This window comes from Oligoflexia bacterium (genome assembly GCA_035326705.1).
GTDB lineage: Bacteria > Bdellovibrionota_G > JALEGL01 > JALEGL01 > JALEGL01 > JALEGL01.
Genome location: DAOLES010000006.1, coordinates 59016 through 82925, shown reverse-complemented (window position 1 = coordinate 82925; position 23910 = coordinate 59016). Strand labels below are relative to the sequence as shown.

Annotated in this window: 21 protein-coding genes and 1 tRNA gene; 12 read left to right on the top strand and 10 right to left on the bottom strand. The window is 37.8% G+C overall.

The genetic code is table 11. The features are described from left to right. Positions 1-53 precede the first annotated feature (53 nt). Together ruvC and PKC21_09050 are read right to left on the bottom strand one after the other, a co-directional pair. Positions 54-605: a crossover junction endodeoxyribonuclease RuvC gene (gene ruvC / locus PKC21_09055; GenBank protein ID HMR25487.1), complete on the bottom strand. Its 552-nt coding sequence runs from the start codon at positions 603-605 to the stop codon at positions 54-56. Beyond that, positions 598-1344 carry a YebC/PmpR family DNA-binding transcriptional regulator gene (locus tag PKC21_09050; GenBank protein ID HMR25486.1) on the bottom strand — a complete coding sequence of 249 codons (747 nt, stop codon included), beginning with the start codon at positions 1342-1344 and terminating at the stop codon, positions 598-600. Before PKC21_09050 ends, ruvC begins: the two co-directional genes overlap by 8 nt. Positions 1345-1466: 122 nt before the next feature. Here PKC21_09050 and ispE point away from each other — a divergent pair, with 122 nt between their 5' ends. Further along, positions 1467-2333, top strand: coding sequence for a 4-(cytidine 5'-diphospho)-2-C-methyl-D-erythritol kinase (ispE, locus tag PKC21_09045; protein HMR25485.1), 867 nt, complete (start codon positions 1467-1469; stop codon positions 2331-2333). A gap of 8 nt (positions 2334-2341) precedes the next feature. After that, a tRNA-Gln gene (locus PKC21_09040) sits at positions 2342-2416 on the top strand. A gap of 59 nt (positions 2417-2475) precedes the next feature. Here PKC21_09040 and PKC21_09035 read toward each other — a convergent pair. Beyond that, positions 2476-3525, bottom strand: coding sequence for an AI-2E family transporter (locus tag PKC21_09035; GenBank protein ID HMR25484.1), 1050 nt, complete (start codon positions 3523-3525; stop codon positions 2476-2478). A gap of 215 nt (positions 3526-3740) precedes the next feature. Between PKC21_09035 and PKC21_09030 the strand changes: the two genes are divergently transcribed. The 7 genes from PKC21_09030 (at position 3741) to dnaB (ending at position 10368) form a co-directional block, all read left to right on the top strand. After that, on the top strand, positions 3741-5072 hold the full coding sequence (locus PKC21_09030; GenBank protein ID HMR25483.1) for a mechanosensitive ion channel family protein: 1332 nt from the start codon (positions 3741-3743) through the stop codon (positions 5070-5072). Between the two features lie 131 nt (positions 5073-5203). Continuing rightward, a complete protein-coding gene (locus PKC21_09025) occupies positions 5204-6154 on the top strand; it encodes a ribose-phosphate pyrophosphokinase (GenBank protein HMR25482.1) in 951 nt (316 codons plus the stop codon). A 228-nt stretch (positions 6155-6382) separates the two neighbouring features. Further along, positions 6383-7048: a 50S ribosomal protein L25 gene (locus PKC21_09020; GenBank protein ID HMR25481.1), complete on the top strand. Its 666-nt coding sequence runs from the start codon at positions 6383-6385 to the stop codon at positions 7046-7048. Between the two features lie 41 nt (positions 7049-7089). Beyond that, complete coding sequence (gene pth / locus PKC21_09015; GenBank protein ID HMR25480.1) at positions 7090-7659, top strand: aminoacyl-tRNA hydrolase; 570 nt, start codon at positions 7090-7092, stop codon at positions 7657-7659. 103 nt (positions 7660-7762) lie between these two features. Continuing rightward, positions 7763-8368, top strand: a complete 606-nt coding sequence (gene rpsF, locus PKC21_09010; GenBank protein ID HMR25479.1) for a 30S ribosomal protein S6 — start codon at positions 7763-7765, stop codon at positions 8366-8368. Further along, the gene (gene rplI / locus PKC21_09005; protein ID HMR25478.1) at positions 8365-8829 is read left to right on the top strand and encodes a 50S ribosomal protein L9; all 465 of its coding nucleotides are present in this window, start codon (positions 8365-8367) and stop codon (positions 8827-8829) included. Before rpsF ends, rplI begins: the two co-directional genes overlap by 4 nt. A gap of 213 nt (positions 8830-9042) precedes the next feature. Then, positions 9043-10368 carry a replicative DNA helicase gene (gene dnaB / locus PKC21_09000; GenBank protein ID HMR25477.1) on the top strand — a complete coding sequence of 442 codons (1326 nt, stop codon included), beginning with the start codon at positions 9043-9045 and terminating at the stop codon, positions 10366-10368. Positions 10369-10439: 71 nt separating this feature from the next. On the opposite strand, the gene dusB is transcribed toward dnaB, so the two are convergent. Then, on the bottom strand, positions 10440-11435 hold the full coding sequence (dusB, locus tag PKC21_08995) for a tRNA dihydrouridine synthase DusB (GenBank protein HMR25476.1): 996 nt from the start codon (positions 11433-11435) through the stop codon (positions 10440-10442). Positions 11436-11477: 42 nt separating this feature from the next. Continuing rightward, positions 11478-12206, bottom strand: coding sequence for a phosphoribosyltransferase family protein (locus PKC21_08990; protein HMR25475.1), 729 nt, complete (start codon positions 12204-12206; stop codon positions 11478-11480). Here PKC21_08990 and lspA point away from each other — a divergent pair. Beyond that, positions 12205-12690, top strand: a complete 486-nt coding sequence (gene lspA / locus PKC21_08985; GenBank protein ID HMR25474.1) for a signal peptidase II — start codon at positions 12205-12207, stop codon at positions 12688-12690. The genes PKC21_08990 and lspA overlap by 2 nt on opposite strands. On the opposite strand, the gene PKC21_08980 is transcribed toward lspA, so the two are convergent. From PKC21_08980 to PKC21_08960, 5 genes are all read right to left on the bottom strand, one after another. Then, on the bottom strand, positions 12687-14873 hold the full coding sequence (locus PKC21_08980) for a hypothetical protein (GenBank protein HMR25473.1): 2187 nt from the start codon (positions 14871-14873) through the stop codon (positions 12687-12689). The genes lspA and PKC21_08980 overlap by 4 nt on opposite strands. Continuing rightward, entirely contained in the window at positions 14858-16306 is a 1449-nt protein-coding gene (locus PKC21_08975; protein HMR25472.1) for a serine/threonine-protein kinase, read from the bottom strand. Before PKC21_08975 ends, PKC21_08980 begins: the two co-directional genes overlap by 16 nt. A 12-nt stretch (positions 16307-16318) precedes the next feature. Further along, the gene (locus tag PKC21_08970) at positions 16319-17626 is read right to left on the bottom strand and encodes a glycine--tRNA ligase (protein HMR25471.1); all 1308 of its coding nucleotides are present in this window, start codon (positions 17624-17626) and stop codon (positions 16319-16321) included. An 89-nt stretch (positions 17627-17715) separates the two neighbouring features. Continuing rightward, positions 17716-18639 carry a hypothetical protein gene (locus PKC21_08965; protein ID HMR25470.1) on the bottom strand — a complete coding sequence of 308 codons (924 nt, stop codon included), beginning with the start codon at positions 18637-18639 and terminating at the stop codon, positions 17716-17718. Positions 18640-18702: 63 nt separating this feature from the next. After that, complete coding sequence (locus tag PKC21_08960) at positions 18703-20943, bottom strand: protein kinase (GenBank protein HMR25469.1); 2241 nt, start codon at positions 20941-20943, stop codon at positions 18703-18705. 93 nt (positions 20944-21036) lie between these two features. Between PKC21_08960 and PKC21_08955 the strand changes: the two genes are divergently transcribed. Together PKC21_08955 and glmS are read left to right on the top strand one after the other, a co-directional pair. Continuing rightward, the gene (locus PKC21_08955) at positions 21037-22080 is read left to right on the top strand and encodes an NTP transferase domain-containing protein (GenBank protein ID HMR25468.1); all 1044 of its coding nucleotides are present in this window, start codon (positions 21037-21039) and stop codon (positions 22078-22080) included. 3 nt (positions 22081-22083) lie between these two features. Continuing rightward, positions 22084-23904 (top strand): glutamine--fructose-6-phosphate transaminase (isomerizing), encoded by a 1821-nt coding sequence (gene glmS, locus PKC21_08950; GenBank protein ID HMR25467.1) that lies wholly within the window; start codon positions 22084-22086, stop codon positions 23902-23904. The last annotated feature ends 6 nt before the right edge of the window (positions 23905-23910 follow it).

The window sequence follows — 23910 nt, the reverse complement described above, 5'->3', positions numbered from 1 at the left end:
TATCCCGTCGTTAATATTTTAGCAAGCTTGAAATGTGTAACGCAAATTTTACATTAGTCTGTTATTGCAGAGTTAGAAATCGCCTGCTGGGTTTTTTGTTGTAAAGTAGGGTGAGTATTCAGGTGACATAAAGCAACAGACAGAGCATCACTTTCATCAGCTTTACTTTTTTCTTTATGAGCAAACTTTGGAAAAAGATGTTGAATCATGCTGGCCACTTGATCTTTGCTGGCTCTACCGTAGCCTGTACAAGCAATTTTTACTTCAAGCGGTGAGTATTCATAGACCTTTAGTTTATGTTGCGCTGCCAAGAGCAATGCCATGGCTCTAGCATGAGCTAGAATCAAAGCGGACTTCACATTTTTTCCATAAAAAATAGATTCTACCGCTACGCTTGTTACTTGGTGCTTGAGCATAACAAGCTTTAAGGTCTCATAAATAAAGTTCAAACGTTGTTCAAAGGCTAAAGATTTATTGGGTGAAATGACGCCGCTATCAATATAAATCAAACGACTTCCTTGTTGGCTAAGCACCCCATAGCCAGTGTGAAGCGAGCCGGGATCAATGCCTAAAACTTTTTCTGTATGTAGCTTGGTTTTAAGCATCCAAAGCTTCTAAAATGGCCTCATCTATATCTGAGTTGGTGTAAACATTTTGCACATCATCATTGTCTTCAAGCATATCAACCAGTTTCAAGACCTTTTCAGCGCTGCTTTGATCAACTTTAACCCAATTTTTTGCAATTTTAACCAGCTCAGCACTTTCAATTTTTAAGTTGTTACGCTCTAAATTCTGTTTTACTTGATACAAGGCATCAGGAGCAGTGGTAATTTCAAAACCTTCAGCAGTGGTTGCAATATCATCTGCGCCGGCATTGATGGCCAATTCAAACAGTTCTTCTTCAGTCTTTTCAGTTTTAGTGATGGTGATCATGCCTTTAGAATCAAAGTTCCAAGCCACAGAACCCGGCTCACCCAAACTGCCACCATTTTTACTGAATATATGACGGACGTCGGCAACGGTTCTTATTTTATTATCTGTCAAGGTGTCTACCAATATAGCTGTGCCTGCAGGGCCATAACCTTCATAACAAATCTCTTCATAGTTAACATTGTCAGCATCACCGCTCCCCTTTTTAATGGCACGGTCAATATTATCATTAGGCATACTTTGTGACTTAGCCGTAGCAATTGCTTGGCGTAAACGCGGGTTTGCATCTGGATCACTTCCATTTTTTGCGGCGACAGTGATTTCTCTGATCAGTTTGGTGAAAATTTTACCTCGTTTAGCATCGTTGGCGCCTTTTTTACGTTTAATTTTACTCCATTTTGAATGTCCTGCCATAGGGGCATTACTACCAGAAAAAATAAGAGGGGAGCTAGTTTTTTAATGAGTTTTTTAAAAGTAAAATGCCAAGGCGCTTGTCGTGACAAGTGGAAATAACCTGCGTATGAAGAAGATACATCATGTACAAAAAATCTTTTGCCAAAATCAACTACAACCTTAAGGTCTATGAAAAAATGGCCAATGGTTACCATGCCATGCAAAGTTATATGCAAAAGGTATCTTTGTATGATGAAATGAGTTTTATAATTGAGCCCAGTAAACAGTTTGATCTTAAGGTTATCGTAGAAGGTGATTTACAACTCAGTGGACCGCAGAATATTGTTTTTAAAGCAGCTCGCTTGTATTGCTCACAAGCTGAGATCCAATCATCCATTGCGGTAGAGATAAAAAAAAATATATTTTTAGCGGCAGGCTTGGCTGGGGGCAGTTCTAATGCAGCTACATGTTTATTAGCTTTAAATGAGTATTTTAAGGCGTACTCCTTTGAGGAGCTGTTGAATCTAGCCAAGCAGTTGGGCTCAGATGTTCCCTTCTTTCTGTATGAGCATGATCTTATGTATGTTGATGGCAGAGGCGTTGATTGTAAAGCTGAACATAGTGTTGAAAAAAAGCCTCTTTTACTGGTCAATCCTATGCAAGCTGTATCAACGGCTAAAATATATGAAGCTTTAAATCGCGGGCAAAGGCCTATGCAAAAAATCATGTACAGGCCAGTACAAAACTGGCAAGACCTTGATTTTATTATGCAGCAAGGCAATGATATGCAAGAAAAAGCCATAGCCTTATGCCCCAAGATACAAGATATTTTAGACATTTTGTCTGAACAAGCGGGTTGTAGGTATACACAAATGAGTGGAAGTGGGGCTACCGTATGGGCTTTGTTCGATTCTGAGGAGTTTGCTTTGGCCTCGGCGGCGGCATTAAAAAATGTAGGAAAAATCATTTTTACGTGGACAGGAACATCATCTTGTTTTAATAGGCTTTGAATAATCGTTGGGGATTCGTCAAGTGGTAAGACACTGGTTTTTGGTACCAGCATTCGGAGGTTCGAATCCTCCATCCCCAGCCAAAAAACCCAGACCTCTTTATTTAGGGGGCCTGGGTTTTTTGTTTTATAGGCTTTTAAATTTATACTTCTCCATCACTCATAAGGTAGGCGGTGGCTTTAAAGTGATCTGAATGTGATAGAAAGATTCGGATGATCCCAGACACAGGCACAGCCATCAATGTTCCAAAAATACCCCAAACAGTTGTAAATAAAGCTAAGGCAATCACCGTTGTGAGGGGGTTAACACCCACACTGCCGCCTAAAATCCATGGTTCCAGAATATTGCTTTCAATAAATTGATATAAAAAAATGGTTCCAATTGTCATGGATGCCACAAACATACTGTTGTCTGATAACAGAGATATTAATACTAAAAATACAATACTAATCAGGTTTCCGGCGTAAGGAATGATATTAAATAAAGCAACCATAATGGCCACTGGAATAGCAAACTTTAAGCCAATGATACTGAAAAAAATACTGTAAACAACAGCAAGTATACCTGTAAGCAATAATCTTCCCCATACATAGCTGTTGATGGTTTCTATAGATTCCCTTAGCGCAGAAAAAATTATTTTTTGTTTATCTTTTGGGTAAAGCTTTTTGAAAAAACCTTCTATTCTTTCCTTTTCTAAAATGATTAATATCATAAATAAAAAAGCAGTTCCTAAATAAGCAAGCATTGATAAAAAAGAGCCAACTAGGCCTATGACTGCTTCTTGCAAGGCTTGAAAGATGCTTTCAAGTGTTGGTTTAAAATAACTATTTTTACCTGATGACAGAGAGTTAATGGTTTTTGAGGCCTCACTATCTGAATAGCTTTGTTGAGTTTTTGTAATTTTCTTTTCAATGTCAGACCACTTTGAAGAGATGATGGATGCTTGCAAGGCTATGCCTGAAAGGAAAATAGCGATAAAAACGGCGAAACAAACAATACTGAATATTTTTGCAAGTACAATAGGTATTCCTTTGTTTTGAAAAAACTGAATGATGGGAATAGTAATCATTGCAAACAAAGTACCTAAAACCAAAGGAAGCAAAATGGTCTGGGCGTATATAGCAAGTAAAATGAACCCTGATAGCAAAAGTATTTGTTGTACAGTGATTAAAGAGCCTTTTTTTGTTTTCATTATTTATTCTTTCTCATGCCATATGCACTCAGGTTAGCATTTTTTTCAATTTACATATTAACAAAGTTTAAACTTCAGAAACCTAACTTTTGGTTAAAAGCTTAAAGCTTATTTTTTTAAAACTTTTGATCCTTACTCAATTTTTCTCAGTATGATATTCAAAGTGAATGATTACTTTTAGATTATTTTTAGTGTTGTTTGGGCTAGGGGTATGCATGGTTTTTCCTCAGAAAAAACCTATCCATGATGTTTCAAATTTAACACTCAATGATGAAAATATTCAAATTGATCCAAAACCCAAAGACGTTTTGATCCAACAGAATTTAAACAATATTTTTAAAACCATGGGTTGGTATGACAATGTTGAGCTTAACGTAAAAAACGGAATTGTTTTTCTCAATGGTACTGTTGTTGAGGAATCTCATAAACGTCTTGCCTCTGAGCTAATCAGTAAAATGCCTGATGTTATTGCCAATGTTAACAATATCAATGTTGCCAGTCCGCAAAACATTGATCTGAAGCCTGCTATCCAGGAAGTTAGTTTTCTTAAAACAAAATTTTCTAGAATGATTCCTTATTTTGTTTCTGCACTAATTATCTTTATTTTATTTTTCTCTCTGGCTTTTGCAATGCATACTTTGTTAAAAAAAGCTTTAAATAGAAAACTGGATAGTCCTTTATTTGTCAATGCGGTAGCAAAGATATTATCAGCTCCATTTATTTTATTAGGGCTTTATTTTATGATTAAAGTCAGTGGCCTCAATGCTTTGGCTACAACAATTTTAGGTGGTACTGGGGCGTTGGGTTTGATTTTGGGTCTTTCTTTAAAGAGCACCTTAGAGAACTATATATCTAGCTTGATGATCAGCTTAAAGAAACTATTTTCTAAAGGAGATATTGTACAAATAGGTGAGCACAAGGGAATTGTTCACAGTGTTACCACATCTGGAACAACCTTAATTGATTATGATGGAAATCAAATCATCATACCTAATTCAAAAGTATTTTCTGAAGTCATAAAAAATTTTTCTTCTAATCCCAAAATGCGAGATGTTATTAAACTGGGGATTGGTTTTGATGACTCCATTGGTTTGGTAAAAGAGTTGATTTTTAGTGAATTAAGTCAGTTTGGTGAAAGAGTTTTAAAAGATCCAGAGCCTAGCATTATAGTGAATGAATTGGGTTCGGCTACGGTCAATTTGTTAGTCTATTATTGGATAGATATGCGTTACACCAGTGCGGTAAAAATTAAATCTGCAATTACACAGAATATCAAAGAACGCTTAATGAGAGAAAATATCTCCATGCCAGATGATGCCAGAGAAGTGATTTTTGCCAATGCTCTGGATATTAAAATGCTCAATTCAGATTCAAGTGCTATTCAAGATATCCATAAAAGTAGTGATTCAGATAAAAAAACACAGTCAAAAACAAGAGCGCAAGATCTTCAATCCAATAAGGCAGATTTAGAAACCGAAAAATATGATTTGCAAGAGCAAGCCAGCAAGAGTGACATCCATAGAGAAGAGGATAATCTTTTACAGTAATGTTAAGCATAATTTTCTGTGGCTAAAGGCGGTGACGGAAATTCTTGTTCTTAGAACAGCAATTTATTAAAAAATATTATAACTTATTGATTTTAAGCAAAAACACCTTGTCATTCTGGGCGATTTCATCTATGTCAAAGTCACTTATGAAAGTATTTACAGGTAATTCAAATCAAGGTTTAGCGGTCAAAGTATGTGAATATTTAGGAGTAGGCTTAGGGGATGCTATTGTAACATCCTTCAGTGATGGTGAAACCTGGGTTGAAGTTAAGGAGAACGTGCGTGGAGAGGATGTATTTATTATCCAGTCTACGTGTTATCCTGCCAATGATAATTTGATGGAGCTTTTGGTATTGATAGATGCCTTAAAACGAGCATCTGCCAAAAGAATTACGGCTGTTATTCCTTATTATGGTTATGCTCGCCAAGATCGTAAAGTAGCCCCCCGTACCCCAATTTCTTCAAAATTGGTTGCGGATTTATTAGAAGCGGCAGGCGCAGATAGAGTGTTATCAATGGATTTACATGCAGCTCAAATTCAAGGTTTTTTTAATATTCCTTTTGATCACTTGTACGCAAAACCTGTTTTGGTTAATTATTTTGAAAAGCTAAAGCAAGCGGAAGACCCTTTGGTTATTGTATCTCCTGATGCTGGCGGCGTAGAGAGAGCACGTTCTTATGCAAAACATTTAGGCGCCTCTTTAGCCATTATCGATAAACGTAGAGAACAAGCCAATGTATCCAAAGTGATGAATCTGATTGGTGAAGTTAAAGACATGACCGCAATTATTTTGGATGACATGATTGATACGGCGGGCACATTAACTCAAGCTGTGCCAGTTCTACTTGAACGAGGCGCAAAAAAAGTGTATGCAGGAGCAGTTCATCCGGTATTGTCAGGTCCTGCCATTGATAGAATTGCTGATTCTGCTTTAGAGGCTGTTGTTGTATCGGATAGTATTCCTTTAAGTGAAGAAGGAAAGAAGTGCGAAAAAATTAAAGTTTTATCGGTTGCCAAGTTGATTGGTGAAGCAATGAAAAGAATTCACAATGAAGATTCAGTGAGTTCATTGTTTATATAAGGTTTACCTGAGGAAAAGAAGGTTTATCCTGAATTTTCCCCGGGTGGGCGCCACGACAAGCGTGGCATAAGTTATACTAGATCATCGCAAGGCCAAAGCCTTGCTCTTCACAAGTATAGCTTTATGAATTGGTCAAAAACTACGTTTTTTGACCGAGAAGGGGGGAAGATCCCCCCTTGAAAAGAAACAACAGAGGACTAAGTACCCAGAAGGGAATGGAGTAAAATTATGGAAACTATCAATTTAAAATTAAGTTTAAGAGAAGAAAAAGGTAAAGGTGCTGCACGTAAAACTCGTGCCAATAAAGATTTACCAGGTGTTTTTTATGGTCCAAGCATGAAGACTCCTTTAACAGTAACTGCAAATACCCTAGAGTTTGCTAAAGTTCATAAAAAAGCCCGTGTAAACTCTATCTTAAAAATTGAGTCTGATCATAAAGATCTTGTTGGTAAAATGGCATTGCTTAAAGAAGTCCAATTGCACCCAGTAACGGAAGACCGTTTGCACTTTGACTTGTATGAAGTTAAAGCAGGTGAGCCATTTAAATTGACTCTTCCAATTGTACTTGAAGGTAAACCAAAAGGTATTGCTGAAGGTGGCAAGCTACAACAAATCAGAAGAAGCATTGAGATTAAATGTTTGCCTAAAGATATTCCAACTCAATTGAATGTTGATGTCAGTGAAATGAACATTGGTGATATTTTGCATATCAATGATATCACTTTACCAGAAGGAGTCAGTGTTCTTGGTACTGCCAATGTGACCATTGCGTCTGTTGTGCTTCCACAAGAGAAGAACTTAACACCAGATACAGATGCAGCTGAAGAGCCAGAAGTGGCTGGTGAAGGTGGCGCTGAAGCAACTGCAGAGGCAGCAGAAAAACCTGCTGAATAATTTTTGCTTCTAGTCTGAATCTGCTACGGTATTTTGTACATATGGAACAAACAATAAAACTGATTGTAGGTTTAGGAAATCCAGGGCAGCAGTATATTGAAACCCCGCATAACGCGGGGTTTTTACTTTTGGATCATTTTTTAGATGAGTGTGTGTCTGAGCCTGTGTCTTGGAAAGAAAAAGGTCACGCATTATTTTGCAAAGTCAATTATCAAAATCTGGACTATTATTTTTTAAAGCCACAAAACTTTATGAACAGAAGTGGGCCGGTGATTCAGAATTTTTCACAATTTTATAAAATTAATCAGCAAGAAACCTTGGTTATTCATGATGAAGTGGATTTGCCATTGGGTAGTTGTAAATTAAAATTTTCTGGTGGAGCGGGGGGCCACAATGGCTTGCGGTCTATTTTTCAGTCTTGGGGCAAAGACTTTTGGCGGTTTAGAATAGGTGTTGATAAGGACCCAAAGCAAGACACAGCCAAGTATGTTTTATCCCGCTGGTCTAATGAAAAACTTCTTAAATTTATTGATCCAGCTCTGGCTGATTTTAAATTGATTCTAGAAAAAGGCCCCAAATTGGCCATGAATCAAGTTAATCAAAACAACTAAGCTTGGGTTGCATTTTTTAGGGATGTCTGCTAAAGACAGCCACTTATAACTAAATAACCTCGCTTGCATATGAATGCAAGCTGTTAAACCAGGAGGAGTCTACGTGACCAAACAGTATGAAACGATTGTTATCTTTAAAGCGGATGCTTCAGATGACTTTATCAATAAAATCAGTAAAAAATTAGAAAAAGCTGCCGGTAAAAAGCCAGGTAAGTTTATCAATAGAAAAGACTGGGGAACCAAACGTCTTAGCTATGAAATTAAAAAAGAAAAGCAAGGTAAGTACATTTCTTGGGTGTATGAGCAAGAATCAGGTGCTCCACAAGAAATGGATAAACACCTTCGTTTTGAAGAAGATCTATTAAGATATGCTACCTTTGCTTTTGATAAGAAAAAACGTGCACAAGTTGAAATTGAACGCAAAAATGCTAAAAATGAAGCTGCTGGCAATGAAAAAGGAATCAAAGTTCCCGTAGACTTTCGTGAGCCGCTAACTTTAGCCAAATACATCACTGAAAAAGGTAAAATTATACCTGCCCGTATGTCAGGTGTAAGTGCCCAAATGCAAAACTTAATTACACGCGAGATTAAACGTGCAAGACAAATGGCTTTGTTATCGTACACATCCAGTTATATCAGCGATAAAGCGGACAAAGATCGTTATGAAAAAAGAGATGCTGCAGCTAAAAGTGAAAGGAAGTCATCATGAAAGTAGTATTGATTGAAACTGTTGGTAGCTTGGGTAACGTTGGCCAAGTGGTTAATGTAAAACCTGGTTATGCGCGCAATTTTTTATTTCCACAAAACAAAGCTGTTTTAGCGGATGCACAAAATATAAAACAAATTGAGCATCAAAAGAAAATGTTGGCCAGCAAAATTGAAAAAGCCAAATCAGCTGCACAAAAAACCAAAGAATACATTGAGTCTGAAAAAATTATCATCAGCAAAAAAGCTGGAGAAAATGATAAGCTTTTTGGTTCAGTAACATCAATTGATGTGCAGAGGTTTTTAGAAGAAAAAGGCTATGTGGTCAGCCGTAAGTCTATCTTGTTGGACAGCCCAATCAAAGAAGTGGGTGAATACGATTTAGATATTAAGTTGGATGGTGATCTTATGGCTAAAGCTCATTTGGTGGTTGAAGGTATTTCAGTAGAAGATGAAGCTGAATAATTAACCAACTGCATAATATATTAAAAGCTCCTTAGGTTTAAAAGCCAAGGAGCTTTTTTTATGGATTACATAAGTTTTGGATACAATGATTTTTATTTGACGAGCATAGATGATGGGGAAAGCTCAAATTTTTAGCAGGTTATAAGAGAGTGAACAAAATTCAAAGCAGAGGAAAAGCTTGTTAATTTTTTTAAGCAATAGTAAGACACTGACATGAGTTCGCGTGTACCTCCGCAAAACATTGATGCAGAGAAGTCAGTTCTAGGCGCTATTTTACTGGATAATGATTCAGCTTCAGATGTATTAGAAGTTTTATCTGCACAGGATTTTTATCAAAAAAGTCATTCAGACATATATGCCATTATTACAGAATTATTAGAAAAAAGACAGCCCGCAGACTTAGTGACCTTAACCAACGCTTTAAATGAAAGAAATTTATTAGATACCATAGGAGGCGCGGTTTATTTGGCTTCATTGGTTGAAGCAGTACCTACAGCAGCCAATGTCTTGCATTACGCTAGAATTGTTAGGGATAAGAGCATCTTGCGTGGGGTGATCACAGCTGCAACCGATATTGTAACCAAAGGCTATGATGAAGGCACAGATGTAGCGGCTTATTTAGACCAAGCTGAGAAGGTGATTTTTGAAGTTGCCCAAAATCAAAATAGCAGTCAACTGACACCCATTGCACCTATTATTAAGGAATCATTTATTCAAATTGAACAAAATTTTGAACGCAAAGAAGCGGTTACCGGCTTATCCAGTGGTTTTAAAGAAATAGATAAAATGACTGCCGGTTTACAACCATCAGATTTGATTATCATTGCTGGAAGACCTGCCATGGGTAAAACGTCTTTGTGTATGAACATTGCAGAAAATGTGGCTCTGGGTGAAAAAAAAGGTGTGGCTGTTTTTTCTTTGGAAATGTCCAAAAAACAGTTGGTCATGCGTATGTTATGTTCGGCAGCTAGGATTGATGCTTCAAAATTAAAAACAGGAATGCTTAATGAAGAAGAGTGGCAACGTTTAACCCATGTAGCTGGACCTCTATCAGAATCGGGAATTTACATAGATGATACCCCTTCGCTTAGTAGTTTTGAATTAAGAGCCAGAGCAAGACGAATGAAAGCGCAAACAGACCTATCTTTGATTATTGTTGATTACTTGCAATTGATGACCGTCAAAGGCAAAAGTGAGAGCCGGGAACGGGAAATCTCTGAAATATCCAGATCTTTAAAAGCCATGGCCAAAGAGTTGGATGTGCCAGTGATTGCTTTATCACAGTTGAATCGTGCGGTTGAGTCCAGAAATGATAAAAGACCCATGCTTTCTGATTTGAGAGAGTCTGGATCTATAGAGCAGGATGCTGATTTGGTGGGCTTTATTTACCGTGATGAAGTTTACAATGAAGATACTGAAGACAAAGGCATTGCTGAATTTAATATTGTCAAACACAGACATGGCCCTGTGGGTAAAGTGCGTTTAGCATTCTTAAACGAATGCACCCGTTTTGAAAACTTAGCCATTCAGTTTGATTGATATTTTAAAAGTTGCTTATGTTTGCGTGGTACCCAAAGGTACCGACTACCTTTGGGGTATTTTGGAATTAGCTATTTGCGTTTGAATTGATCTTCATGCTGATCTGGATATTCTTGGGGATCAAATTGGCTAAAATAATTATGCAGCATTTGTTTTACTTTATCCAAGTCATTTTCTTTAAAGACCTTAACTCTAAAGTCTGTGGCATTGCGCATGCCTTTGGTGTACCAGACAATATGTTTTCTAAAGGTAATCATAGCGGAGCGTAAATTGGGATAAAAACTTAAGTGTTCTTCAAAATGTTGCATTAAAACTTCATACACTTCACCAATGGTAGGTCTTTTACCAGTAAAAATCCAAGGATTGCCTAAAGCTCCACGCGCAACCATCACTCCGTCAGCACCAGTTTGAGCATACATTTTTTCAACATCACCCGGTTCAAAAATATCGCCATTGCCAACTACCGGAATATCAATTTGTTCTTTAAGTTGTTTGATTAAATTCCAATCGGCTTGGCCTTTAAATTTCTGTGATCGTGTTCTGGCGTGGACAGAGACTAACTTTGCACCAGCATTTTGGGCAAGTTTGGCAATGTCCATACCACCATGGTAGTCATTGTCCCAACCGACACGGATTTTAACGGTAATAGGAATGGATTTAACAGATTCAGTTAAAGCTAAGATGGCTTTTTCTGCTTTTTTAGGATCTTTAAGCAGTGCAGCCCCAGAACCTCTTTTGACAACATTTTTAGCGGGACATCCCATGTTAAAATCAATAAAGGCAAAGCCCATATCTTCCACTTTTTTTGCGGCTTCAGATAAATACTCTGGCTCACTGCCACAGAGTTGAAAGCCAACGGGTTTTTCATCAGGATCTAAGGCAGTTGCTTCTTGCATCCTTGCTTGCTCACCTCTTAATAAGCCTTGGGCATGGATCATTTGCGTGCAAATGATATCACAACCGTGATTTTTGACCAGGCGTCTAAAAGGAATATCCGTTATTCCTTCCATAGGAGCCATAAATAATACAGGGCGTTTACCCTTTTGTTCCTCAAAACCAAAATTCATGCAGCCTGCATAACGCATATTTATCCAATGATCAATACAGTTTTAAGGTTTTATTGCAAAGCTAAGAACGTACACATTTTTGGCTTTGGCATTAATAAGGAGTTGGCTGATGTAAGATACCGTTGATCCGCTAGTGTAAATATCATCAATTAATAAGATGTGTTTGTTATTCAAGTTCTGTGTGACTTTAAAGGCACCCTGGATGTTTTTTTGCCTTTGTGCCAGACTTAATTTTTTTTGGGCAACAGTTTTTTTTATGCGTATGATTAAGTTGGGTTTAAATGTTAAATCTAGGTGGTTTGCCAATTGTTGTGATGCATAGTGCAGAAGATCAAATTTTCTTTTTTTAAGTCTCTGTTTCACTCCAGGAACATGACAAATATAAATGTGGTTTTCAATATCAGCTGAATAAGATAAATTTTGTATTAAATAATGTTTAGCAGCAGTGATAAAGACATTAATGTCTGGGTAAGCATGTTTAAATTTTGCCCTAATCAGGCTTTGTCGACAAAGATGGTCATAGATAAATAAATTGATATGATAAAAATACTGGCTTGGCTTTTTAAGCAAACCAATTTGATACGAAGGCTGATGATAGCTTAAATTGCACAACTTGCAGAGCATTAAGTGATCTTGCTGGTACACTATGGGTTTTTTACAAAAAATACAGTGAAATGGAATCAGGTATTGCAAGCTGTGAAGAAAATATTTTTCATAAAATACTGTTATCTTACTGGAGAATTGACTTAATTTAACATAAAAGGGGCGCATGAAAAGAAACTTTTTAAACAAGGACGCGCTAAAATATTGTGTGGTTTTTATTTTAGTATTGATTTTAGATGCCATAACAAAAGCTTATTTTGCAAAAAACATGCAATTGGGAGAATCATGGCCAGTTATCAAAGGTTTTTTTCATTTTACCTTGGTCTATAACCCAGCAGCAGCATTTAGCATTGGTCATAATTGGCCACGCTGGATCTTTCATTTAAGCAGTTTTTTAGCTTTAACAATTTTGTTTTATATGTTTTACAGCATGCCCAAAAAAAGTGAGTTGATAAAATGGTCAGCAACGTTGATTTTTGCCGGTGCAATAGGCAATATTATTGATCGAGTTCGTTTAGGCTATGTGGTGGATTTTTTAGATGTGTTTATTGGTACGCATCATTGGCCAGCATTCAATGTTGCTGATTCAGCCATAAGTATTGGAGCCGTTCTTTTTGCAATTGATACCTTGTTTTTCAATAAAGCCAACTAATAACGTAGGCTTTTAATACGATTCAATTGATGTTGGTAGTAAAACCGTTCACCTTCTGTGTGAGCATGGTTTTTTAATAGTTTACTGTACGCCATCTGGGCACTATTCCAGTCTTCAAAATACTCGCTGGCTTCTGCCTGTAGTTTTAATAATAAGTGTTGTTGATCTGGAAGATTTCTACTTGCAGCAAGAATTTGATTCAGTTGCGTTGAGTGCTGGGTAAAACTACTGTAATCATTTTTTTGATAGATTAAAGCTAAATTATAGATTGAACTGACTTTAAGCTCATCCCAAGGCAAGTCAGATAAACGGTTTGTCTGATAATAGCGTTGAAGCCAATTTTTTAATGTAGGTGATTCTAAATTATTTAATCTAAACTGGATATGCAAGGTCAATAAAAAAGTGTTAAAGCTATTTTGAGCACTGTCTTTGAGCTGCTTTTCTAAAGTTAACAAAGCGACTTCACTTGCTTTGGGGCTATCATTCAAAGTGTAGAAATCAGCCTGCAATAAATCCAAGTAATTGTGTTGCATGCGATTAAGATTCTCAAAGCTTAATTTTTTTATCAGCGATTGTGCGGAGTCAAGTTGTTCTTGAGCAAGGTAATAAGTGAGAAGTTGGAGTTGTAAGTTGGGTTGCTCCCCTTTGCTATACTGTACTAGTTTTTCTTGAGTATTTACTTTGCAGTCAAAGGTAGGGCAGTTCAGTTGTTGTTTTTTTACACATGCCAGTTGATGTGGGCATTTTATTTGAGTAATGGGTTTTTGTTGCAAAAAAGCCATGGCTTTTTCTCTAGCATCTTCAGAGATTGTAATGGTTTGTAAAAAGTTAAGCCATTGGTGCTCAAGTTGAGCAAGGGGCAGTTTAAGATGTTTTTGAAAATTGCCACTTGCATAGCTGGCCAAGACTTTTTCTTTTTCAAAATTATGCAGCAACCAATGCATGAATGACCCGGTATAAAGATAACTGATGTAGCTGTTAGCAGACCAAAAACTTGTGGGTGAAAAAAGGCTTTGTAGTGAAGGCGTTAATTTTTTTTGGGCAATGATTTTACTCCACTCATGAACAGATAAGCCATGCCGTTCATATTCAAAACTGGTGGCAAAGCCTTCAATAAGAGCAGGAGATGTTGATAAACCATAAAAACCATATGGTCTTAAAATAATGTGAGCCAATTCATGTCTTAGAATTGAATTGCTTGCTTGGGTGGGCAAGGCATGAATGCTGTTTTGCATGGCGTTGCCAATTAAAGTTAAGCCTGTGCCAGTTAAATCTTTTTTAATGTATGGGTCTGGATAAATATAAACATTCACTGGGCTGAGCGCTTGTTTTGTAAAGTTGAGTTCTTTGGCCAAAAACATGTATTCAAAATGTAAGCTTTTTAATAATACCTTAGCTTGATTGGGGGTGTAAGTTGTTGGACTGTAATAAAGGTGAACAGGGCCCAAACCTATATGTTGAGTTAAGTTTTGTTTGATATCAGTAAAGTTTTTAACCCAATTGAGATGATGTCTTAAAGTCAGTGGAATTATAAACAAACCAATAAGAAAAATTGTAAATGAGCGTTTAAATTTTTGTGTAAAAAGACGAGCATTTTTATAAGAAAAAAAGTAAATGATGATGAGGGCTAAGCCGCTGCTCCATAATCTAAACCATAAAAAAGAAGATGGTTTTGGAATGTAAGCATCATAAATTGGTCCATGATAATAGCCAAATAAAATATGATAAAAAGATAATTGTGGGCCAGCAATCAAATCATAAACAACAGGTAGACTGAGCAAAATAATGAAAAAACAATGAAGCAAAAGGCGTTTAAATGTTTTATAAATAAAAAGATATTGGCACAATTTAAAAAGAGCAACATTGACCAATAAAGCGCTAAGCCCTTGTACTGTCAACCAATATAAACTGTCATTAAGATTACATATAGATTGATTGACTTGATTGACAATAAAACAAGTGAAAACAGCAAGAAGATAGCCAATTAAAATGTGTTTTATAGAAGCCTTGCCAACTCTGCGTGCTTGTAAAATAAGGATATGAAAAGATGAAAAAAGGTTAAGCACAAAGAAAAACTCATAATCAAAGTTAAATAAAAATGTACTTTGAGCAACGTAAAATAAAAAAAAGAAAAGTGTAAGATAATAAATAAGAAGAATTTTGTTTTTTAAAAAGAATGCCATAGCAATATTTTTGTACGATCTTTGCTTAATTGTATGCGTTTAATCTTATTCTGCCCAGTTTTTAGCGTCCATTGTACAAGATAAGTTCCGGGTTTTAATTGCAGAGGATCAGCAGGTAAAGTCAGAACATGTTTACCATTAAGCAAAACTTTTGATCCTTCTGGGCCGACAAACCTTAATTTTGAGCTAGCGTTTAATGGCGATGAACTTTTTTGTTTAGAAACATTAGTCACTGTGGGCGGGGTATCATTTGAGTTTAATTTTTTTTTAGCGGGGGATGTAATCAGATTTTGTTTTTTTTCTGCATCTGTAATGCTATTGGCTTTTTGTAAGTAGGATTCAGTTTTTTGGTGTTTAGAGGTTAATATAAAATCATTTTTAGCCAATAAAAAAATTAAAATACATACCGCCGCAGTAGCTAGCAAAGCATAAGAATATTTATTTTTTTTAAAGTTTTTGGTTTTTAAGGTTTTAGTATTTTGATGAGTTAAGATAACCGTTTTATCCAAAGTATTCGTTTTGGGGCTAATGGATTGAAGGTTGTGTTGCTCTAACCATGTTGCAAATAAAATATCACCATTAGAAAGCCAGTCTTGATCTTGAATTAAGTTAATTTGATGAAGCAGGTCTTGTGCTGAAAGTTGGGTTTCATGACCACTTAAAATAGAATCAAGGAGAGGATGAATTTTTTGTGGAATGGTTATTGTTAGTTGCCTTGAGTTAATATAGGCAAAGTTTTCTATGTTTTTCATGGTTTCATAGTCTGTTGGACCAAGAAAAGGATTGCGTTTACAAAGCAACTCATAAAGAACAATGGCGCAAGCAAAAATGTCTGTGTAGGCAGTGATAGAATTTCCATTAAGTTGTTGGGGAGAAAGATAGGATGTTTTGCCTTTGAGTATGCCAGAACGGGTTTGTTCTTGTTTTAACTTTGACCAGGCAATTCCAAAATCCGCTAGCTTGACCTGACCATTGTTGGCCAACAAGATATTTTGTGGACTAACATCTCTATGAACAATACCTAAAGCATTAGACTCACTTTTTTTGTGATGAATGTAATGCAAAGCTTTTAAGGTTTGACTAAGAATATAAAGACTTGCTTGCCAAGGAATATCTAATTTGTGAGTCCATAAGTGTTTACATAAATCTTTAAGGGCAATACCCTCAATGTACTCCATGATTAAATAATACTGTTCTTGGTCATGGGCAAAGTCATAAACTTGAACAAGGTTGGGATGGTTAAGTTGAGCTTGCAAATGGGCTTCATCAAACAGCATTGCCGTAAAATGCGTTTTATCAGAAAACGGGGGTAAGATTCTTTTTAGGGCAAAGGTTTTTTCAAAACCTTTTGCTCCAGTTTTAACCGCTTTGAATACTTCGGCCATACCACCCTGGCCAATTTTTGCCACTATGTGATATTCACCCAAAGTCATGTATCTTGATGCTTATATATGATCAGTCAAAAATTGATTGAGTTGATCAATGTTTACACTTTCTTGTTGCATGCTGTCTCTATGACGAACCGTGACTGTATTTTTTTCATTGCTGTCATGATCAAAAGTAACACAAAAAGGAGTACCAATCTCATCTTGCCGGCGGTAACGCTTGCCTATAGAACCACTTTCATCGTAAAAACTGACCCACTGGGCGTTAAGTTGGGCTTGAGCGGCTTTGGCTTTTTCAGGCAAACCATCTTTTTTTACCAACGGTAGCAAAGCAACTTGAATGGGAGCAAGCTTTGGAGAAAAACGCATTACCACACGTTCATCATCTTCATGATAAGCATCGCATAAAATACAAAGAATACTGCGGTCACAACCGGCAGATGTTTCTATAATATAAGGTAAATATTTTTCTTTGCTGGCTTCATCATAATAGTGAAGATTTTTCTTTGAAAAAGTTTCATGCCGTCGCAAATCAAAATCAGTGCGGTTGTGAATGCCTTCTAATTCATGCCAACCAAAAGGAAATTCATATTCAATATCAAAGGCCCCTTTGGCATAATGCGCCAGTTCTTTTTCTGTATGCTCATGGAAGCGTAATTTTTCAGGATTAATGCCTAAACTTAAATACCATTGCCAACGCTTTTCTTTCCAAGCAGCAAGCTCTTGGTCATCTTGTCCGGGTTTAACAAAATATTGCATTTCCATTTGTTCAAACTCACGGGTTCTAAAGGTAAAGTTACCAGGGGTAATTTCATTGCGAAACGCCTTACCAATTTGAGCAATACCAAAGGGAAGCTTTTGTCTGGAAGTGGTTAAAACGTTTTGATAGTTAACATATATCCCTTGTGCTGTTTCTGGACGTAAAAAAACAACATTGGCGCTGTCTTCTACAGGACCCATAAATGTTTTAAACATCAGGTTAAATTGTCTTGCTTCTGTCAGTTCATTTTTTTTGCAATTGGGACATTGATTGGGATTTTCAAGTTGATCTGCACGGTAACGACTTTTACAATTTTTACAATCCACCATGGGATCAGTAAAGTTTTCTACGTGGCCTGAGGCTTGCCAAATGGTGGGATGCATTAATATAGAACTGTCCAAACCCTCAATGTTTTGCTGGCTTCTGACCATGCTGTTCCACCAGTAATCTTTAACACGTTTTTTTAATTCAACACCCAAGGGACCGTAATCATAGCAACTGTTAAGGCCACCATAGATTTCACTGGAAGGATAAATAAAACCTCTTCGTTTACACAATGAAACAATTTTTTCCATCGACGCATTATTTTTTGCAGGTTTTTTTGTCATAAATTCTAGAACTCTTTTCTTAAAACAAGTTACAAAGGCAAAGCTTGCTCTTACCAGAGATTAATGGAATTGCAAAGTAGTAGCAGGCTTTACTTGACCAGAAGCACACGAATGTCTTGGTTGGTAATGCTATTGAGTAAGCTTAAAATAGCGTTATCTGAAATGCCTAACTTTGACAATGTGCCCATGGATAAAGTGCTGATAATTTCAGCATGACTTTGTTTGGATTGAGCGTATTGGATAATTCTATTGGTGCTAATGATACTATCTGCTAAGCGGTAGGCTTTCTCTCCCAAAACGATAGGGTCAATGCTGGCACTAAATAAGGGGGTATATTGTGTAGAATTGTATGGATTTAATGATACCCAAGCAATACCATTGCTTTGACAAAAACTGCCAATGGCTTCATTGGCATCAGGATGATTAAGGGTAATGTCCTTGAGTTGAAGAAATGCCTGAATTTTACCCTTAAACGCAGGTAAGGCAGATTTAATATCAATGATTTTATCCGCTTTAACCGCCAATACTTTTATGCCTTTTTGTTTGGCCAGTAAGGTAATGGCATCATAATCAGCTTGAGAATATTTTGGGTCATAAATCACACCCCATGTGATGGACCGTTTAAAAATCATCTCCACAATATCAAAGGCATGGCCAATGGGTTGTGATTGATCGAGCATGATTAAATTGGCTTTGGATTTTAATTTGTTGTCATAATAATCAGCTGCAATGATAGGGGTAGTAGAAAATTTTTCTATTAATTTTTGTAAAGGCACGGCGCCAATGGTCATGATGACGTCTGGTCGTATGCTATGAATTTTTCCCATCAGGGACAGTTCGCTATCAGGACTGTATTTGTAAGCAGAGACTTTGTGTTTGACCAAAGAAGAAAAACCAGCAAAATATTTTTGGCCAAAGGCAGTATGATCACCTTGAATTACAACAATGCTGCCTGCCTGCACGATGGTCAGCAAACTAAACAAGAATATAAAAAAAGAAACTCTATAGTGCATATGTTCTCTATTATGGCTGGTTATGAATAAGCTGGCAAGACAAACAATATAGAAAAAAGGCTTTTAGAAGTTTTTACAGCATCTAAATCCCAGATCAGGCTCTTGTAAGTCTGCATCCAATTCAATGTGTGCAGAACAGCGAGCTTGATACAAAGGTCTTTGCATTGAGCCGCCTTTGGCTACATAAGTGTTGGGACTGTGTTTGCCAGCGCTTTGAGTCCATTCAAGGACATTTCCACTGAGATTGTAGATATCCAAACTGTTTTTGCAAGCGCTTTTGGAGGAATTGCTCAAGAGTTCAAGCGTTTCAAAAGTGTCATTTTGAATGGCGCATTGGCTTTCTTCAAATGATGTAGAAAAACCATATTTGCTGTCTTCTAAGGATTTGCAGGCATATTCCCATTCTTGCACGGTACACAGTCTTTTGCCTTGTTGTTGGCAGGACTTTTGCGCGTGATGCCATGAAATATTGATATCTGGAGTGGAAGCTTTTTTAGTGCTGTATTCAAATTGATCCATGCAAAAACTTTTAACTTTGCTTTCTTGGGCCAAAGGTTCAGTTAAGTCATTGCGATCAGGATCATTTTCATCTGAGCCATATTGAAAAGAACCTCCTTGCACTTTTTTCATCCCAGCTGGACATTGTTTTACAATTTCTTGTTGGGCGCCTTTTTTTAGGGTTTCCAATTCATCCAAAGCTTCTTCTAGGGCTTGGGCTTTTTCTTGATTTTCTTGTTTAAGAGAGGCCACATCTTTTTGTAGCTCTTGAATGGTTTGTTCTGCTTCTAGGTCTTGATGAATTTTTTCTTGTCTTTGCTTAAGTTGCTTCATGTCATTGAGGTCATTGGTGACAACAGTTGAACCCGTCCCTGTAGAAATTGTAGGATTTTCGTCCAATAAAGGTTCCTTTTCTGCGTTTGAACTGAATTGCTCAAGGCTATGCTCCTCAGTATTTAAAGAGTTTAGGGATAAAGGATCAGTATTTGTTGGTGGATAGGGTTGTGCAGAAGGGCTGTCTGGGCTAGGAGCTAGTTTTTCTTGGTTTTTAACTACTATGGGTTTGGGTTGTACTGAGTTGTTGACGGCTAAGAAAAATGAACTGGCTACACTGATAAACAGTAAAACAATAAGGATCCCAAAGGTGTATTGTTTTCTTTGGCCCTCAAATAAATAAACCGACGCAAGTTGAAACCATTCTTTTATTCTATGAATCAACAAGGGCTCTTTTTTATGGCGTTGTTGTTCCACTTCATGATCAATGGAGCTTAAATCATCAGGCCGCACTTCTGTTTGGGCGGAAATTTCTTCAATCAAGTGTCCTGGGACATCCAACAATGACGGAGTTTTATTGAGTTGGCTGGCTTCTGTGCTGCTTTCTTTGGGGAATTGGCTATGCATTAAGTTGGATAGCTCCAGGGCCAACTCATCCATGCTGTATTTTTTGATGGATTCAGATAGTTTTTGAATGACTTCAGTACAATTGTTAGGTCGTGCCCAAGGGTCTTTTTCTAAGAGTTGCATGACACTCTGATTTAAATAGTCAGAAATATCTGGGGCCAAGGATTTAAGCGGCTCAATTTGCGCTTTGCGGATGCGCTTGTAGCGTTCACTGGTGTTTTCTGAATTGTAGACTTTTTCACCAGAGATCAATTCATATAAAATAATACCCAAAGAAAAGATGTCAGAGCGTCTATCCAAGTTTTTACCCATGGCCTGCTCAGGTGACATATAACTCAGCTTGCCTTGAACTTTACCGGGTTGGGTTTTTGATAACTTGATGCTGGCTTTGGCAATACCAAAATCCGTCAGTTTAACTTGGCCATCATGGGCAATAAGAATATTTTGCGGACTGATATCTCTATGCACCAACTCTAAAGTGTTATCATCATCCTGTTTGATTTGATGGGCATACTCCAGGGCCTTGGCCACTTGCAAAGCAATATAAATGGCTAGGTGTCTAGGAAAAAGGTTCTGAGATTTTAAGGTTTTTCTAAATAAGTTTTTAAGATTGCTGCCATCAACAAACTCCATGGCAAGATAATAGGCATCATCCACCTGACCAAAATCAAAGACTTGAACAATATTGCCATGATGCAATTTGGATGAAATCCTTGCCTCATCCACAAACATGGCTACAAACTCTTCATCTTCACTGAATTCAGGCAAAATGCGTTTAATGGCCAAGGTTTTTTCAAAGCCTCTGGGGCCATACAGCTTGGCTTTAAATACTTCAGCCATACCGCCCACCGCAATTCTACGGGTCAGCAGGTATTTGCCAAATTTTATGGGATAACGATAAGACATTAAGGCTTTGTTTTTCCTCGTTTTTTTCTTGTTAGGCGCACTTTTTTTATTCCTTGTCTACAGCCTAACTTCAGTTTATAACTCATTTTCATCATGACATCATCACAACATCAACACCCAGAACACCCCTTAGGTGCCATTATCCTTGCCGCCGGCAAAGGAACACGCATGGACTCCAATATTGCAAAAGTATTGCATAAAATAGCAGGAAAACCCATGCTTCACTATGTTATTCGCACTGCGCAACAATTGCAAGCATCAAAAACAGCAGTGGTTATTGGCCATCAGGCCGATCAAGTCCAAGATTACTTTAAGGCTGAAAAAAACATTGATTGGGTGATGCAAAATAACCCCAAAGGCACAGGAGATGCTGTGGCCAGAGCCAAAGAGATCTTTACTGATTTTTCAGGCCCCATTGTGATTTTGTACGGGGATATACCTGGTATAAGAGTAGAGACCTTGCGTCGTTTATGGATGATGCATGAGTCCGGAAATCATGCTTTAACCATACTTACCGCAGAATTAGATGATCCCACTGGCTATGGAAGGGTGATTGTTAATGCTGATGGCAGCGTCTCAAAAATAGTGGAACACCGAGATGCCACAGCTTATGAGCGCGAAATTTATGAAATCAATACCGGCATAGGCATTTATGATTCCAAGTTTTTGTGGGAGAATATCACGCAACTTAAGCCAGCCAACAAGCAAAATGAGCTGTATTTGACCGATTTGGTAGAAATGGCCCGCAGCCAAAATTTACGGGTAGGGCGCATGGTTTTAAAAGAATCTCTGGAAATCATGGGAATCAATGACAGAAGCGCCTTAGCGGATGTAACCCGATTTTTCTTTGATGAAAAAGCCTCTTATTTTCTGGATAACGGCGTTCATTTAGAAGATCCAGCCAGTATTACGCTTGAGTCAGATGTTAAAATTGGTCAAGACTCTACTTTACAAGGAGAAGTCATTGTCAGAGGCCAAAGCCAGTTGGGTGAAAATACCCAAATTGCTTCTGGCACCTGCATTATTAACAGTCAATTGGGCAATGGGGTGAAGGTGGCCAATAATTGTAGCATTTACCAGGCTGAGCTTGGTGAAAACGTGAGGGTAGGGGCAAACACGGTTTTAGGAGAAGAGTAGCCCATGTGTGGAATTGCCGGTTACATTGGTGAGCAAAACGCCAAAGACATTGTCATCAACAATTTAAAAAAACTAGAATACCGTGGTTATGATTCAACCGGGATTGCGGTTTTAGATCAAGACATTTCTGTGATTCGGGCCAAGGGTAAGTTGGTAGAATTAGAAAAAAAATTAGAAGATGAATCTGCTCCCGGTCACGTGGGCATAGGCCATACCCGTTGGGCCACGCATGGCAAACCCAGTGATGAAAACGCCCATCCGCACCGGGCAGAGCATGTGGTGGTGGTGCATAACGGCATCATAGAAAATTATTTAGAGATCAAACACAACTTAATCAACAATGGCGCACAGTTTAGTTCAGAGACAGACACAGAAATCATTCCACTGTTAATAGAGTACAACATGCAGCGCAATGGTCTGGATTTTGAGCAGGCCGTGTTAAGCAGTATTGCACAACTCAAAGGTTCTTTTGCTTTTGCCGCCATGTCTACAACAGAGCCAGAAAAAATTTTGGTGGCTAAAAATGCCAGTCCCTTGATTGTGGGTATTGGCAACAATGAAATGTTTTTGGCCTCAGATATCCCTGCTTTATTAGAATACACGCAAGATGTGGTGATTTTAGAAGATCACCAAATGGCCATTTTAGAAAAAGATCAACTGACCCTTAAAGATTTTAATAATACTGAATTGGACTACCAAGTAAAAAAAATCACCTGGTCACGGATAGCCGCAGAAAAAGATGGTCACAAGCATTTCATGTACAAAGAAATTTTAGAGCAACCCAGAGCCATTGCAGACAGTATGCGCTCCCGCATCAGTAAGCAAGCCGCCAAAGTCAGCCTGTCTGAGCTGGACGGCATGGATACAGATAAGTTTAACAAAATTGTGTTTTGTGCCTGCGGAACCTCTTATCATTCAGGCCTGTTGGCCAAACAATGGTTTGAGCGTTATTTAAGAATTCCTTGTGATGTAGAATTGGCTTCTGAGTTTAGATACAATGACCCCATCATAGATGATAAAACCCTGTGGGTGGGGATCTCCCAATCTGGAGAAACCGCAGATACCTTGGCTGCCCTGCATGAAGCCAAAGATAAAGCTGCCACCTGCTTGGCCATTTGCAATAACATGGACAGCTCCATTGCCAGAGCCGCTGATTATGTCTTGTACACGCAAGCCGGCCCTGAAATTGGCGTGGCGTCTACCAAAGCTTTTTCTACGCAACTGTCGGTTTTGGCCATGTTGTGTGTGCATATGTTACAGGCTAAGAGTAAAGATAAGGTCAGTGAGCTGGTGCATGCTATTTTACATCTGCCAGAAGCCGTACAACAGTGCATAGATTTAAACCTTAAGCTTGCTCCTTTAGCGCAAAAGTACATGCAGTATTCTAGTTTTTTGTTTTTAGGCCGTGGAGATGCTTATGCCATAGCCCTTGAAGGCGCCTTAAAGCTTAAAGAAATTTCTTACATTCACGCAGAAGCCTATGCCGCCGGAGAAATGAAGCATGGTCCTATTGCACTGATAGACCAAAACATGCCAGTCATGGCCATTTTGGGTGAGGGCATTCATCAAGAAAAAACCTTATCCAACATAGAAGAGGTTAAATCCAGAGACGCCAAAGTTTTGATTGTCTGTACTGAACAACAAGTACAAGATTTAAAGCTAGATCAAAACTATGATTGCTTACTTATCCCGCAATGCCACAACTTCATCAGACCCATCCTAGAAAACATTCCTCTGCAACTTTTTGCTTATCATGTAGCGGATCAAAAGGGTTTGGATGTGGATCAGCCTAGGAATTTGGCTAAGGCTGTTACGGTGGAGTAGGAGAAA